This window comes from Actinoplanes sp. NPDC051633, assembly GCF_040681735.1.
GTDB lineage: Bacteria > Actinomycetota > Actinomycetes > Mycobacteriales > Micromonosporaceae > Actinoplanes.
The window spans coordinates 1-13,498 of record NZ_JBFAZH010000074.1; the positions used below are offsets into that span (position 1 = coordinate 1).

The 13,498-nt window shown below is 69.5% G+C and carries 12 protein-coding genes and 1 pseudogene; 1 reads left to right on the forward strand and 12 read right to left on the reverse strand.

Going from position 1 to position 13,498, the window contains the following annotated elements; translation table 11 throughout:
- The 12 genes from AB0M20_RS07120 to mqnC all read right to left on the reverse strand — a co-directional run.
- On the reverse strand, positions 1–1,546 hold a 1,546-nt coding region (locus tag AB0M20_RS07120), incomplete at its 3' end, for an NADH-quinone oxidoreductase subunit G (RefSeq protein ID WP_364295088.1).
- Complete coding sequence (gene nuoF / locus AB0M20_RS07125) at positions 1,546–2,862, reverse strand: NADH-quinone oxidoreductase subunit NuoF (RefSeq protein WP_364295091.1); 1,317 nt, start codon at positions 2,860–2,862, stop codon at positions 1,546–1,548. The genes AB0M20_RS07120 and nuoF, both read right to left, overlap by 1 nt.
- Entirely contained in the window at positions 2,859–4,031 is a 1,173-nt protein-coding gene (nuoE, locus tag AB0M20_RS07130; protein WP_364295094.1) for an NADH-quinone oxidoreductase subunit NuoE, read from the reverse strand. Before nuoE ends, nuoF begins: the two co-directional genes overlap by 4 nt.
- On the reverse strand, positions 4,032–5,357 hold the full coding sequence (locus tag AB0M20_RS07135) for an NADH-quinone oxidoreductase subunit D (RefSeq protein WP_364295097.1): 1,326 nt from the start codon (positions 5,355–5,357) through the stop codon (positions 4,032–4,034). It lies immediately after the preceding gene.
- Complete coding sequence (locus tag AB0M20_RS07140; protein WP_364295101.1) at positions 5,354–6,070, reverse strand: NADH-quinone oxidoreductase subunit C; 717 nt, start codon at positions 6,068–6,070, stop codon at positions 5,354–5,356. Before AB0M20_RS07140 ends, AB0M20_RS07135 begins: the two co-directional genes overlap by 4 nt.
- Positions 6,067–6,738 (reverse strand): NADH-quinone oxidoreductase subunit B family protein, encoded by a 672-nt coding sequence (locus AB0M20_RS07145; RefSeq protein ID WP_364295103.1) that lies wholly within the window; start codon positions 6,736–6,738, stop codon positions 6,067–6,069. Before AB0M20_RS07145 ends, AB0M20_RS07140 begins: the two co-directional genes overlap by 4 nt.
- Positions 6,739–6,744: 6 nt before the next feature.
- Positions 6,745–7,110: an NADH-quinone oxidoreductase subunit A gene (locus AB0M20_RS07150; protein ID WP_364295106.1), complete on the reverse strand. Its 366-nt coding sequence runs from the start codon at positions 7,108–7,110 to the stop codon at positions 6,745–6,747.
- A 31-nt stretch (positions 7,111–7,141) separates the two neighbouring features.
- On the reverse strand, positions 7,142–8,419 hold the full coding sequence (locus AB0M20_RS07155) for a geranylgeranyl reductase family protein (RefSeq protein WP_364295121.1): 1,278 nt from the start codon (positions 8,417–8,419) through the stop codon (positions 7,142–7,144).
- A gap of 151 nt (positions 8,420–8,570) precedes the next feature.
- Complete coding sequence (locus AB0M20_RS07160; RefSeq protein WP_364295109.1) at positions 8,571–8,828, reverse strand: hypothetical protein; 258 nt, start codon at positions 8,826–8,828, stop codon at positions 8,571–8,573.
- A 52-nt stretch (positions 8,829–8,880) separates the two neighbouring features.
- Entirely contained in the window at positions 8,881–9,576 is a 696-nt protein-coding gene (locus AB0M20_RS07165; RefSeq protein ID WP_364295112.1) for a demethylmenaquinone methyltransferase, read from the reverse strand.
- A gap of 361 nt (positions 9,577–9,937) precedes the next feature.
- Positions 9,938–11,125 carry a cell wall anchor protein gene (locus AB0M20_RS07170; RefSeq protein WP_364295115.1) on the reverse strand — a complete coding sequence of 396 codons (1,188 nt, stop codon included), beginning with the start codon at positions 11,123–11,125 and terminating at the stop codon, positions 9,938–9,940.
- A 266-nt stretch (positions 11,126–11,391) separates the two neighbouring features.
- On the reverse strand, positions 11,392–12,633 hold the full coding sequence (gene mqnC / locus AB0M20_RS07175; protein WP_364295118.1) for a cyclic dehypoxanthinyl futalosine synthase: 1,242 nt from the start codon (positions 12,631–12,633) through the stop codon (positions 11,392–11,394).
- Between the two features lie 91 nt (positions 12,634–12,724).
- On the opposite strand from mqnC, the pseudogene AB0M20_RS07180 reads away from it, so the two are divergent.
- Positions 12,725–13,498, forward strand: a pseudogene (locus tag AB0M20_RS07180) (ATP-dependent helicase); the annotation flags it as partial.

A 13,498-nucleotide genomic window follows, 5' to 3' on the forward strand; every position in this document is an offset into this window, starting at 1 on the left:
GCCGGGGCACCCAGGCGAGCCGGGCACCGGTGCGGGCGGCGAGCGCGGCCGCCGCGGTCAGACCGCCCGGCACGGTGGCCAGGCGCTCGCCCACGATCAGCAGCGCGCCCGGCTGAGCCAGCGCCGCGGCCACCGCCGGGTCGCCGCCGAGCAACCGCGCCTCGTCGCCGGGCACCGCCTGCACGAGGGTGGCACCGAGCTTCTCGAAGCCCCGGCTGAGGAAGGGCGCCACCGCGGTGACCACCAGCTTCCGCTTGAGGGCCGCCTTGCGCAGGCGGAGGAAGAGGATCGGGCACTCCTCCTCCGGCTCCAGCCCGACGATCACCGCCGACGTGGCGTACTCGACGTCCTGGTAGGTCACATCGGTGACACCGGCGACCGTGGACGCCAGGAAGTCGGCCTCCTCGAGGGAGTGCGGGCGGGCGCGGAAGTCGATGTCGTTGGTGCCGAGCGCGACGCGGGCGAACTTCGCGTACGCGTACGCGTCCTCGACGGTGAGCCGGCCGCCGGTCAGCACGCCGACGCCGCCCTTGGTCCTCGCCGCCGCCAGCCCCTCGGCGGCGGCCAGCAACGCCTCGCTCCAGGACGCGACCCGAAGCTCGCCGGTGCCCGCGTCGCGGATCAGCGGCTCGGTGATCCGGTCGTAGGCGGTGGCGTAGCGGAAGCCCCACCGGCCCTTGTCACAGTTCCACTCCTCGTTGACCGCAGGGTCGTCGCCGGCCAGCCGGCGCAGCACCTTGCCCCGGCGGTGGTCGGCGCGCATCGAGCAGCCGGCCGAGCAGTGCTCACAGGTGGTCGGCGTGGACACCAGGTCGAACGGCCGGGCCCGGAACCGGTACTGCTCACCGGTCAGGGCGCCCACCGGGCAGATCTGGATGGTGTTGCCGGAGAAGTACGAGTTGAAGGCGACGTCACCCTCGCCCTCGCCGACCTGCCCGTCGCCGGTCAGCTCGCCGCCGAAGAAGTCGTCGCGGTAGACGTTGATCTGCTCGCCGGACGAGCGGTCCATCAGGTCGATGAACTTGTCACCGGCGATCTCCTCGGAGAAGCGCGTGCAGCGCTGGCAGAGGATGCACCGCTCCCGGTCCAGCAGCACCTGGCTGGAGATGTGGATCGGCTTCTCGTACTCGCGCTTGTGCTCGTGGAAGCGGGAGTCGGCACGGCCGTTGGACATCGCCTGGTTCTGCAGCGGGCACTCGCCGCCCTTGTCGCAGGTCGGGCAGTCCAGCGGATGGTTGGCCAGCAGCAGCTCCATCACGCCCTGCTGCGCCTTGTCGGCGACCTCGGAGGTGAGCTGGGTCTTGACGACCATGCCCTCGGCCACCGTCTGGGTGCAGGAGGCGACCGGCTTGCGCTGGCCCTCCACCTCGACCAGGCACTGCCGGCACGCACCGGCCGGGGCGAGCAGCGGGTGGTCGCAGAACCGAGGGATCGCGGTGCCCATCCGCTCGGCCACGCGGATGACCAGCTCACCCTTCTCCGCAACGACCTCGACCCCGTCGATGGTCAGCGTGACGGTGTCGGTCTTCTTCGCGACATCGGTCATCAGTGCGCTCCTACCAGGGCCTTCTCCGACAACCGCGGAGCTGTCCGGCCCTCGATGTAGTCCAGGTAGTCCTGGCGGAAGAACTTGAGCGTGGACACCACCGGGGTGGCCGCGCCGTCGCCCAGACCGCAGAACGACCGGCCGAAGATGTTGTCCGCCGTGTCCTGCAGGGTGTCCAGGTCCTGGACGGTGCCCTGACCGGAGAGGATTCTCCGGTACGTGCGGACCATCCAGTAGTTGCCCTCGCGGCACGGGGTGCACTTTCCGCACGACTCGTGGTGGTAGAACTCGAGCCAGCGCCAGGTCGCGTACACCGGGCAGTCCTTGTCGGAGAAGATCTGCATGGCCGTGGTGCCCAGGATGGACCCGGCCGCGGCCACCCCCTCGAAGTCCATCGGGGTGTCGATGTGCTCGGCGGTGAGCAGCGGCGTGGACGACCCGCCCGGGGTCCAGAACCGCAGCTCGTGGCCCGGCTTCATGCCACCGGCCAGCTCGATCAGCTCGCGCAGGGTGATGCCGAGGCCGCACTCGTACTGTCCGGGGTTCGCGATCCGGCCGGACAGGGAGTAGATCATCGGGCCGGACGACTTCTCCGTGCCCATGCTCTTCCACCAGTCGGCGCCGCCCAGCACGATGTACGGCACGCTCGCGATGGTGCCGACGTTGTTGACCACCGTCGGGCTCGCGTAGAGGCCGGCCACCGCGGGGAACGGCGGGCGCAGGCGGGGCTGGCCGCGGAAGCCCTCGAGCGAGTCGAGCAGCGCGGTCTCCTCGCCGCAGATGTACGCGCCGGCGCCGCTGTGCACCACCAGGTCCAGGTCGAACCCGGAGCCGAGGATGTTCTCGCCCAGGTATCCCTTGGCGTACGCCTCGCGGACCGCGTTGCGCAGCCGGCGGGCCGCGTGCACCGCCTCGCCGCGGATGTAGATGAACGCCCGGCTGGCCCGGATCGCGTACGAGGCGATGATCGCGCCCTCGATCAGCGAGTGCGGGTCGTACGTCATCAGCGGCAGGTCCTTGCACGTGCCCGGCTCGCCCTCGTCGGCGTTGATCACCAGGTAGTGCGGCTTGCCGTCGCCCTGCGGGATGAAGCCCCACTTGAGACCGGTCGGGAAGCCGGCGCCGCCGCGGCCGCGCAGGCCCGAGTCCTTGACCAGCTGAATCAGGTCGTCCGGGTGCACGTCGAGCGCCTTCTTGAGAGCCGCGTAGCCGTCCAGCCGCTCGTACACGTCCATCTTCCAGGCGTCGGGCGACAGCCAGCGCTTCGTGAGCACCGGGGTCAGCTTCTCGAGCACCTCACGCCGTGGCTGAGTCACTTCTTCTCCTCGGTGCCGGGCTTGGCGCTCTGCTGCCCCGGGTTGACGCCCCGGCCAGTGCCGCGCTCGTGCTCGGCGTTGGTCTCGCTCACAATGCTCTCGCCGCGCTGGGTGTCACCGGCCGGCTTGCCGTCACCCGCCGTGGCGTTCTGTGCGACCCCGGCTGCCTCGGCGGCGTTGCCCGGCACCGGCTGCTTCGCGTCGGCGTCACCGGTGCGGTCCGGCTCCCCCATGGTCGGCTGGCGCAGCTCGGCCGTACGCGTCTCCGGGTCCTTGACGTCGCCGGTCTTGACGTCCTGGCCGGCGTGCCGGTTGGTGACCGCCCCCTTGACCGCGCTGACCGCCTTCCTCGCAACCGACGCGATCTTGCTCTCGTGCGTCTGCTCGGTGGTCTGCGTGGCCGGCGACGGGTCCTTGACGGCCTTCGCCGAGTCGTCCTTCGGGCTCTTCGTCTTGGTGATCGGGGTGTCCAGGTTGAAGTCGGCCACCGCGATGCCGTGCTGTTCCGCCAGCGTCACGCCGCGCAGCGTCGGCGCGCCGGCCACGCCGTCGGCCACCGCACCATCCCGCTCGTCGGCGAACCCGGCGAGTTGGAACTGCATCTGCTTGAGCGAGCAGATCCGGGCCCCGCGCGACGGCGTCACCGGCTCGCCGTTGCGCAGCTTCTCGACCATGCCGATCGTGCCCTCGGGGGTGGCCTCGTCCAGCGTGAAGTCGTAGTTGACCGTGACCACCGGCGCGTAGTCGCAGGCGGCCAGGCACTCGGCGTGCTCCACCGTGATGCGGCCGTCCGCTGTGGTCTCGTCGTGCCCGACGCCGAGGTGCTCGGTCAGCTCGTCGTAGATCTCCTGGCCGCCCATCACGTTGCACAGGGTGTTGGTGCAGACGCTGACCAGGTATTCGCCGGTCGGCCGGCGCTTGTACATGGTGTAGAACGTGGCCACCGCGCCGACCTGGGCCTTGTTGATGCCCAGGACCTCGGCGCAGAACGCGACGCCCCGCGGGCTGACGTGCCCCTCCTCGGTCTGCACCAGGTGCAGCAGCGGCAGCAGCGCGGAGCGGCTGCGGCCCAGCGGGTAACGGGCGATGATCTCCAGCGCGGGCGCCAGGAGCTTCTCGGCGAGCGGAGCCGCGGCCGGGGAGAAGTCGTCGGTCGTGGTTACGGACATTTAGCGGTCACACCCACCCATCACGGGGTCCAGCGAGGCGCCGCCGGCGATCACGTCGGCCAGCAGCGCACCCTCGGCCATCGCGGGAATGGCCTGGAGGTTCACAAAGCTCGGGTCGCGGTAGTGCACCCGGTAGGGATGCGTACCACCGTCGGACACCGCGTGCACGCCGAGCTCGCCGCGAGGGTGCTCGATGCCCACGTAGACCTGGCCCGGCGGGACCCGGAAGCCCTCGGTCACCAGCTTGAAGTGGTGGATCAGGGACTCCATCGACTGACCCATGATCTTCGCGACGTGCTCGAGCGAGTTGCCCAGCCCGTCGACGCCCAGGGCCAGCTGGGCCGGCCACGCGATCTTCTTGTCGTCGACGTAGATCGGGCCCGGGCGCAGCCGGTCCAGGGCCTGCTCGACGATCTTCAAGGACTCCCGGATCTCGGCGACCCGCACCAGGTAGCGGCCCCACACGTCGGCCGTCTGCGCGGTCGGCACGTCGAACTCGTAGTTCTCGTACCCGCAGTACGGCATCGTCTTGCGCAGGTCCCAGGCCAGGCCCGTGGAGCGCAGGACCGGGCCGGTGATGCCCAGCGACAGGCAGCCGGTCACGTCGAGCACCGCGACGCCCTGCGTACGCTCCTGCCAGATGACCTGGCCGGACAGCATGGCTTCGTATTCCTTGAGCTTCTTCGGCATGTACTTGAGGAAGTCACGGATCTTGCGCAGCGCGGAGTCCGGGACGTCCTGCGAGAGGCCGCCCGGCCGGATGTAGCCGTTGTTCATCCGCAGGCCGGAGGTCTCCTCGAAGATGTCGAGGATGTACTCCCGCTCGCGGAAGCCGTACAGCATCATCGAGATCGCGCCGAGCTCCAAGCCGGTTGTGCCCAGCCACACCAGGTGCGAGGCGATGCGCTGGAGCTCCATGAACATGACGCGGATGGTGTTGGTGCGCTCGGTGATCTGGTCGGTGATGCCGAGCAGCTTCTCCACCGCGAGGCAGTAGCCCACCTCGTTGAACATGTTGGACAGGTAGTCCATCCGCGTGACGAACGTGACGCCCTGGGTCCAGTTGCGGTACTCGAGGTTCTTCTCGATGCCGGTGTGCAGGTAGCCCACCACCGGGCGGCACTGGGTGACCGTCTCGCCCTCGAGCTCCAGCACCAGCCGGAGCACGCCGTGCGTCGACGGGTGCTGCGGACCCATGTTGACGACGATCTTCTCGTTGCTCAGCGGGTCGATGTTGCCGGTGATCGAATCCCAGTCACCACCGGTGACGGTGAAGACGCGACCCTCGGTGGTCTCGCGCTCGGTTGCGTATCCGCTCTGCGTCATTGGTAGACCCTCCGCTGGTCAGGAGGCGGAATTTCGGCGCCCTTGTACTCGACAGGCACGCCGCCGAGCGGGTAGTCCTTGCGTTGCGGGTGACCCTCCCAGTCGTCCGGCATGAGGATCCGGGTCAGGTTGGGGTGGCCGGTGAAGACGATGCCGAACATGTCGTACGTCTCCCGCTCCTGCCAGTCGGCGGTCGGGTAGACGCTGGTCACGCTCGGGATCGGCTGATCCTCCGCGACGCTGACCTCCAGGCGCACGCGGCGCCGGTAGGTCATCGAGGTGAGCTGGTAGGACACGTGGAACCGGCGCGGGTCGCTGCCGAGGTAGTCAACGGCGTCCACCGACGAGCACAGCTCGAAGCGCAGCGACTCGTCGTCCCGCATGATCTGGCAGACCTCGGCGATCCGGTCGGCCCGGATGTGCAGGGTCAGCTCGCCGCGGTCGACGACGACCCGTTCGATCGCGTCGGAGAACCCCGGGTACGCCTCCTCCAGCGCGTCGTAGACCTCGTCGAAGTAGTCGCCGAACGGGCGCTGGGTGTCGGCCGTGACGGGCCGCTTGCGCACCAGCCCGCCGAAGCCGGAGACGTCGCCGGTGCCGCTGATGCCGAACATGCCCTTGTGCGGGCTGGCCGGCACCTGCGCCGGTGCGTCGATGTTGGCGCCGACCGGCTGGGTCGCCGGCACGCCGCCGTCGGACTCTGCACTGCTCACTTGGCGTCCTCCCGCAGGTGCGGCTGCAGCTTCATCCAGTTCTCGATGCGCAGCTGCTCCTCGCGCCCCTCCTTGACGGCCTGGGTCCACTCCGCACGACGGGCCTTGTCCACCCGGTACGACGACGGCATGGCGCCCGGCGCGACGATCGGCAGCTTGCCCTCGGCCCGGCGCGCCTCGAGCATCTTGCGGCCGTTGGGGCCGAGCGGCTGGGCCATGACCTTCTCGCGCATCTTGAGGATCGCGTCGATCAGCATCTCAGGCCGCGGCGGACAGCCGGGCAGGTAGACGTCCACCGGGATGATGTGGTCCACGCCCTGCACGATCGCGTAGTTGTTGAACATGCCGCCGGAGGACGCGCACACGCCCATCGAGATCACCGAGCGGGGCTCGGGCATCTGGTCGTAGATCTGGCGGACCACGGGCGCCATCTTCTGGCTCACCCGGCCGGCGACGATCATCAGGTCGGCCTGGCGCGGCGAGGCGCGGAACACCTCCATGCCCCAGCGGCCCAGGTCGTAGTGCGGACCGCCCGCGGCCATCATCTCGATGGCGCAGCAGGCGAGACCGAACGTGGCGCCCCAGAACGACGACTTACGAGCCCAGTTCGACAGCTTCTCGACCGAGGTCAGCAGGATCCCGCTGGGGAGTTTCTCTTCGATTCCCATGGCACATCAGTCCCAGTTGAGACCGCCACGCCGCCACACGTACGTGTAGGCGATGAAGACGGTGACGATGAAGAGGACCATTTCCACGAACCCGAACACGCCCAGCGCCTCGAAGGACACGGCCCACGGGTAGAGGAAGATGGTCTCGATGTCGAAGATGATGAACAGCATCGCGGTCAGGTAGAACTTCACCGGGAAGCGGCCGCCGCCGATCGGCTGCGGCGCGGGCTCGATGCCGCATTCGTAAGCGTCGAGCTTGGCGCGGTTGTATCGCTTGGGGCCGACGATCGGCGCGATCGACACGGAGAACAACGCGAACAGCGCGCCGAGAATCAGCAGCCCGACGATCGGGACGTACGGATTGATCGTCATGCTCTCTCCTGCTCAGGCATCTTCATGTTTCTCATACCGCCGGCGCCACCTTCGTGAGCCCGTTGATGACCCGGTCCATCGCGTCCCCACCACGCGGGTCGGTGAGGTTGGCCAGCAGTTTCAGAACGAACCTCATGAGCGTCGGATGCGGCATCCCGTGCTTCGTGGCGATCCGCATGATCTGCGGGTTCCCGATCAGCTTCACGAATACCCCACCGAGACGGTAATAGCCACCGAACCGAATCTTCAGCTCGGCCGGGTAGGCCTGCAGCGCGCGCTCCCGGTCCGGGCCGGCCGGGCGGGCCAGCGCCTGCACCGCCACCTCGGCGGCCAGCTCACCGGACTCCATCGCGTACGCGATGCCCTCGCCGTTCATCGGGTTGACCATGCCACCGGAGTCGCCGACCAGCATGACGCCGCGCGTGTAGTGCGGCACCCGGTTGAAGCCCATCGGCAGCGCGGCGCCCAGCGTCGGGCCGTCCGCGTTGGCCTCGTCGGTCATGCCCCAGTCGGGCGGCGTGGTGGCCAGCCAGTCGTTGAGCATCGCGCGGTAGTTGGTCTTGCCGAACGCGCTGGAGGAGTTGAGGATGCCCAGGCCCACATTGACCCGCCCGTCGCCGAGGCCGAAGATCCAGCCGTAGCCGGGGAGCAGCCGCTCGCGGTCCTGCGCGCTCCGCAGCTCCAGCCAGGACTCGAGATAGTCGTCGTCGGCCCGGACCGGCGAGTGGAAGTACCGCCTGACCGCGACGCCGATCGGCCGGTCGTCGCGTTTGGTCAGGCCCATCGCCAGCGGCAGCTTGCCGGAGACGCCGTCGGCCGCCACGACCAGCGGCGCCCGGAACTGCACCGGCTCCTTGCCGGGGCCGGACCTGGCAGTCACGCCGATGGCCCGGCCGTCGTCGTCGAGGACCGGACCGGTGACCGTCACGTTGGTGTGCAGGAGGGCGCCGGCCTCGACCGCGCGCCGAGCCAGCATGTCGTCGAAGTCCAGCCGCGTGCGGACCAGGCCGTAGCTGGGGAAACTCGCCAGCTCGGGCCAGTCCAGCTCGAGCCGGACGCCGCCGCCGATGACGCGCAGGCCTCTGTTCTGCAGCCAGCCCGCCTTCTCCGAGGTGTCCACACCCATCCGGATCAGCTGCCGGGTGGCCCGGGGCGTCAGGCCGTCACCACAAACCTTCTCCCGGGGGAACTCCGTCTTCTCCAGCAGAAGGACGCGGAGGCCGTGCCGAGCCATGTGATAGGCAGCGGCGGACCCGCCCGGTCCGGCGCCGACCACGATGACGTCGGCCTCGTCGGCGATCGTCACCAGCGCAGATTCGCTGTCGTGCACGCCCTCACCTCCGTTTCGCGCGGGCTCGTGAAACACTTCACAAGCCAGCCCAGTCGGAGTCTAGGACGGCCATCGAAACGCTTAGGGGTTAGGGAACCCTAACCGCTCGCGGCTCGGGTGCCCCGGCGTGTCAAGCCGTGGCTCCGTCGGCCAGCGCCCGGTCTGCGACCTGCCGGGCGGCTCCGTCCAGGTACAACCGAAACGTACCGCCCATCGCCCGATCCAGCGCGACGATCAGCTGATCCACCAGGTCCTGGGCGAGTCCCGGATCGTCGGCGGCGACCAGTCTGATGCGGTTCGCCAGCTCGAGCGCACGTCGTTCGCCTTCGTCACGGTCGTCGATCGCGATATCGATATCGGTGTCGTCGATGTTCCCGAGTGTCCGCATACTTTCGGACGGTAAAAGATCCTGGACGGGTTTTTGGGGTCTTCGCCCGTTTTCATACCTTGGTCGCGCGATGCAGCGCGACGACGCCGCCGGTGAGATTGCGCCAGCCGACCCGATGCCAGGGGCCCGACCCGGCGATGCGGGCCGCCAGACCGGTCTGGTCCGGCCAGGCGCGGATGGATTCGGCCAGATAGACGTACGCGTCGGGGTTGCTGCTCACCCCGCGCGCGACCGCCGGCAGCGACCGCATCAGGTAGTTGAGGTAGACCGTGCTGAAGACCGCGTTGGTCGGATGGCTGAACTCGCAGACCACCAGGCGGCCGCCCTTACGCGTGATCCGGCCCAGCTCCCGCAGCGCGGCGCCGGTGTCGACCACGTTGCGCAGGGCGAAGGAGATGGTCACGGCGTCGAACACGTCGTCCGGGAACGGCAGCCGCAGCGCGTCGCCGGCCACCAGGGGCACCGTCCGCCCGCTGCGCCGGCCGACGGCCAGCATGCCGGTGGACAGATCGGCGCCGACCGCCCACGCCCCCGAGCGGACCAGCTCCTCGGTGGACACGCCGGTGCCGGCCCCCACGTCGAGCACCCGCTCGCCCGGACGCAGCGCGAGCGCCGCCCGGGTGGCCCGGCGCCAGCCCCGATCCTGCCCGAACGACAGGACCGTGTTTGTCAGGTCGTACCGCCGGGCGACGCCGTCGAACATCTCGGCGACCTCGTGCGGCTGCTTGTCCAGATCTGCGCGCGTCACAGGCTTCACTCTGCCAGGCCCGAAAAGAACGAGCGGGATGGTCACCCATCCCGCTCGCGTGGTGTTGCGTTATATATACGACCGCCATCGGTCGGGTCCCCAAGGCGCCCCCGTGGTTGATGGCAACCGGCGGCGTGTCAAGGCTTCAACGGTGGTACGACAGCACCATATGCAGCTCGAAACACCTGGTACAGACGGACACGTCGCTCGTTACGAAGGAGCAATCCACCCCTCACCGACCCGGCGAGGCGTACCTGGCTGAACGGACTAGCCGACCCCCTCACGGCGACCGCGCACGGTCGAGGAAAAGGGGCGCGGCCCGGCTCCCCATCGGGAAGCGGGCCGCGAGTGTTGCGGTTGCTTACTTGCCGTCGGTCGGCGTGACCAGCACGATCCGGCGACGACGGGCCGAGATGAAGAGGAAGGCACCGACCGCGAGGGCGGCCGCACCGGCGCCCGCCACCGAGGCGGCGACCGGGCCGGTCACCGGCAGGCCACCGTCGTCGTCACCGTCGCCACCGCCGGCGCCGCCGTCGGGGCCGGCCACCAGCACGCTGAAGCCGTCGGTGTTGTCCGAGGCGTCGACGTCGAACTCGGCGACCTCTGCGGCCGTCAGCTTCTGGCCGATCGCGGGCAGCTTCGCGGCGGGAGCCTTGGCCCGCTGCTTGGCCGTCGGGATCTGCTCGGAGCCGAGCGCGGCCACGGTCCACGAGCCGTCGGTCAGCGAGACCGGGCCCTTGGCGTCCTCGGACACCTTGACCTCGAAGGGCACCTCGAACGAGGAGAACTCCTTGTTCGCGCTCGAGTCCAGCTCCCACGGGAACAGGTAGACCTCGTCGCTGGAGCAGGTCACGCTCTGCATGTTCGCCGAGTAGTCGCAGCCCTCCTCCTTGCTGACGAAGGTGACGTCCTTCGGCAGCTTCACCGCGACCTTGAGGCCGGTGGCGGCGAGGTCACCGTGGTTGGCGATGTACGCGACGGCAGCGCTCGTGCCGCCGGGCGGGATCGCCTTGCCGGTGAACTCGCCCTGCGCGCTCAGCTGCGACACGTCGAGCGCGATGACCCGCAGGTCGGCGCCGGCCTTCTCGGAGAGGACCACGTCGACGGTCTTGCTGTCGTTGGCCTTGTTGGTGTCGCCGTCGACCGAGACGGTGATCTTCAGCTTGCCCTGGCTGCCGGTCGCCGAATCGTCCTCGACGATCAGCGGGACGGCGAGGTCGGCGGTCGTGCCGGGCGCCGGGATGGCGGCCTTGTCCAGGATGCACTCGGCGATGCCGTCCTCGAAGGTGCAGTCGCCGAGGTCGATGCCGATCGAGGGCTCGAGGTCGGTCGCGTCGAACTGGACGCGGACCTCCTTCGGCGTGGTCGTGCCCAGGTTGGCGAAGCTGACCGTGGCCGGCTTCTCGCCGACGCCGAGGGCGAGCGTCGAACCCTTGAGGTCGAGACCGAAGTCGACGTCGGCGGCCAGGGCCGGAGTGGCGGCGACGGCGAGGGCGCCGGTGGCCAGCAGCCCGATCGCCGAAGCGCGCGCAAGGTGACGGAACGTCATGTTGGAGGGCTCCCCGTGGGACAGTTGAAGTCGAGGAGCGAAGGCTAGCGATGGATCTCCATCTCTCGCGACCCTCAGTTGCCGCGAAGATCGTCGATCGGTGACCATTCACGGTGATGGGTCCGTTTTGGACTTCCTTTATGAAGCCTTAAGAGCGGTGTCCCACTGGTACGAAAGGATGAGTTGATCTCGACGCAGCGTAGTTTCGCCAATACGGGCGTCAGGACGCCGTCGTATCGTCGGAACGACACCGGCCCGACATCAAGTCAGGATGCGTCGACCAGCGGCAGCGTGGTGCGGCCGGCGCCACCGCCGGGGATCGCGATCGACGAGAAGTGGGAGACCACCCGCTCGTCCGACGGGTCCTCCTCCGGCGTGCGGTGCACGGCGAGGTGACGGTAGAGGGTGTCGCGCTGGGCCGGGATGCGGTCGGCCGTGCGGATCATCCAGATCAGCTCGTGCAGGTTGGACCGGTGGCGGGCGCCGGCCGAGGAGATCACGTTCTCCTCCAGCATGATCGAGCCGAGGTCGTCCACGCCGAGGTGCAGCGCGAGCTGGCCGACGTCCTTGCCGGTGGTGAGCCAGGACGCCTGCAGGTGGGCGATGTTGTCGAAGAACAGCCGGGACACCGCGATGAACCGCAGGTATTCCATCGTCGTGGCCTGGGTGCGGCCCTTGAGGTGGTTGTTCTCCGCCTGGTACGTCCACGGGATGAAGGCACGGAACCCGCCCGGCCCGCCGGCCTGCTCGACCGCGGAGTCGACGTAACCGTTGGCGACCGCGAGATCCTGCACGTCGCGGATCATCCGGATGTGCTCGATCCGCTCGGCGTTCGTCTCACCCGTACCCATCATCATCGTCGCCGTGCTGGACAGGCCGTTGCGGTGGGCGACCGCCATCACCTCGAGCCACCGCGCCCCGCTCTCCTTGAGCGGCGCGATCGCCTTGCGCGGCCGGTCGGGCAGCATCTCGGCGCCCGCGCCGGCGATCGAGTCGAGGCCGGCCGCCTTGATCCGGAGCACCGCCTCCTCGATCGAGACGTCGCTCACTCCTGCCATGTGCAGGATCTCGCTGGGGCCGATGGAGTGGATGGCCAGCTGCGGATAGGCCTGCTTGACCCCGGCGAAGAGCTGCTCGTAGTAGTCCACCCCGTAATCCGGGTGGTGCCCGCCCTGCAACATCACCTGGGTGGCGCCGAGGTCGACCGCCTCGCCGCAGCGCCGCAGGATCTCCTCCATCGGGTGCGACCAGCCCTCGGCATGTTTCGGCGCGCGGTAGAAGGCGCAGAACTTGCAGGCCGTGACGCACACGTTCGTGTAGTTGATGTTGCGGTCGATCAGGTAGGTGACGATGCCGTCGGGGTATCGCCGCCGCCGCACCGCGTCGGCCGCCTCGCCCAGCGCGTGGAACGGCGCATCCGTGTAGAGCGCCAGTGCCTCGGCGGCGCTGATCCGGCCGCCGTCGGCGGCGCGCTGCAGGATGCTGTCGATCTCCGTCGTTCCAGTCACACCCCGAAGGGTACGTGCCGTTTCCGGCACCCGTCAGCGGCGCGTGTCACCGCTGACGGTTTTGTCGGTGGGTCTGGCTAATCTCTTCGCTGTGCTGGTCGTGCATGGTTGTTGGCTGCCGGGACAGCTGGCGTTGTGGGCCGAGGAGCCCGCGCTGCCACTGGCCTCGGCGTCGCGTGCCCGGGATCGGCCGCATCCGTTCGCCGTCTCGGCCGATGTGTTGCTCGCCACCCTCGAGGAGTCCTCCGGCGACGTGCGCGACGCCTTGGTCAAGGCGATGGACGGCACGCTGGGGCTGCGGCTGCCGGGCACCGGGAGCGGGCCGCTGCCCTCGCCCGAGACCGGCAGCGAGGTCCCCCGGCGGGGCGTGCGGCTGACCACCTGGCAGACGCCGGCCCTGCTGATTCCCGGCGACGCGGCCCTCGGCGTCCTGGGCGCCCTGGCCGAGCCCGATCCCGACGGCCCGTGGAGCGCGGCGGCCTCGCTGCGCTATCTGTGCGTGCTCGCCGGGCACGCCTGTGACATGGCCCGCCGCGGCCGGATGCTGCCGCAGCTGGTCACGGAGGCGGCGGAGGCGGCGGCGCGCTGGCGGCCGGTGATCACGGGCGCCGATGCGGCCACGTTCCGGGACTTCGCGTCGGCGATGCCGCCGGTGTGCCGTGCGGCCGGTGAGCTCTCCGTGGGCGACACCCTCCGGGACGCCCTCGAGGCGATGGTCGACGGCGCCGCGCGAGCGGTCATGCCGGAGCGCCTGCTGCTCGGGCACCGTCCCGGGCCCAAGGCGCCGCTGCCCGACCGCTGGGCGCTGGCCTTGACGTCGGCCGATCCGACGCTGCCGGGGGGGGCGCCCGCCGAGGTGGCCGAG

What these genes read in the sequence shown, in the direction of transcription:
- AB0M20_RS07145 (WP_364295103.1), bottom strand. Translation starts at nt 6,738, where the DNA reads ATGGGAATCGAAGAGAAACTCCCCAGCGGGATCCTGCTGACCTCGGTC.
- AB0M20_RS07170 (WP_364295115.1), bottom strand. Translation starts at nt 11,125, where the DNA reads ATGACGTTCCGTCACCTTGCGCGCGCTTCGGCGATCGGGCTGCTGGCC.
- AB0M20_RS07135 (WP_364295097.1), bottom strand. Translation starts at nt 5,357, where the DNA reads ATGACGCAGAGCGGATACGCAACCGAGCGCGAGACCACCGAGGGTCGC.
- AB0M20_RS07150 (WP_364295106.1), bottom strand. Translation starts at nt 7,110, where the DNA reads ATGACGATCAATCCGTACGTCCCGATCGTCGGGCTGCTGATTCTCGGC.
- AB0M20_RS07160 (WP_364295109.1), bottom strand. Translation starts at nt 8,828, where the DNA reads ATGCGGACACTCGGGAACATCGACGACACCGATATCGATATCGCGATC.
- nuoE (WP_364295094.1), bottom strand. Translation starts at nt 4,031, where the DNA reads ATGTCCGTAACCACGACCGACGACTTCTCCCCGGCCGCGGCTCCGCTC.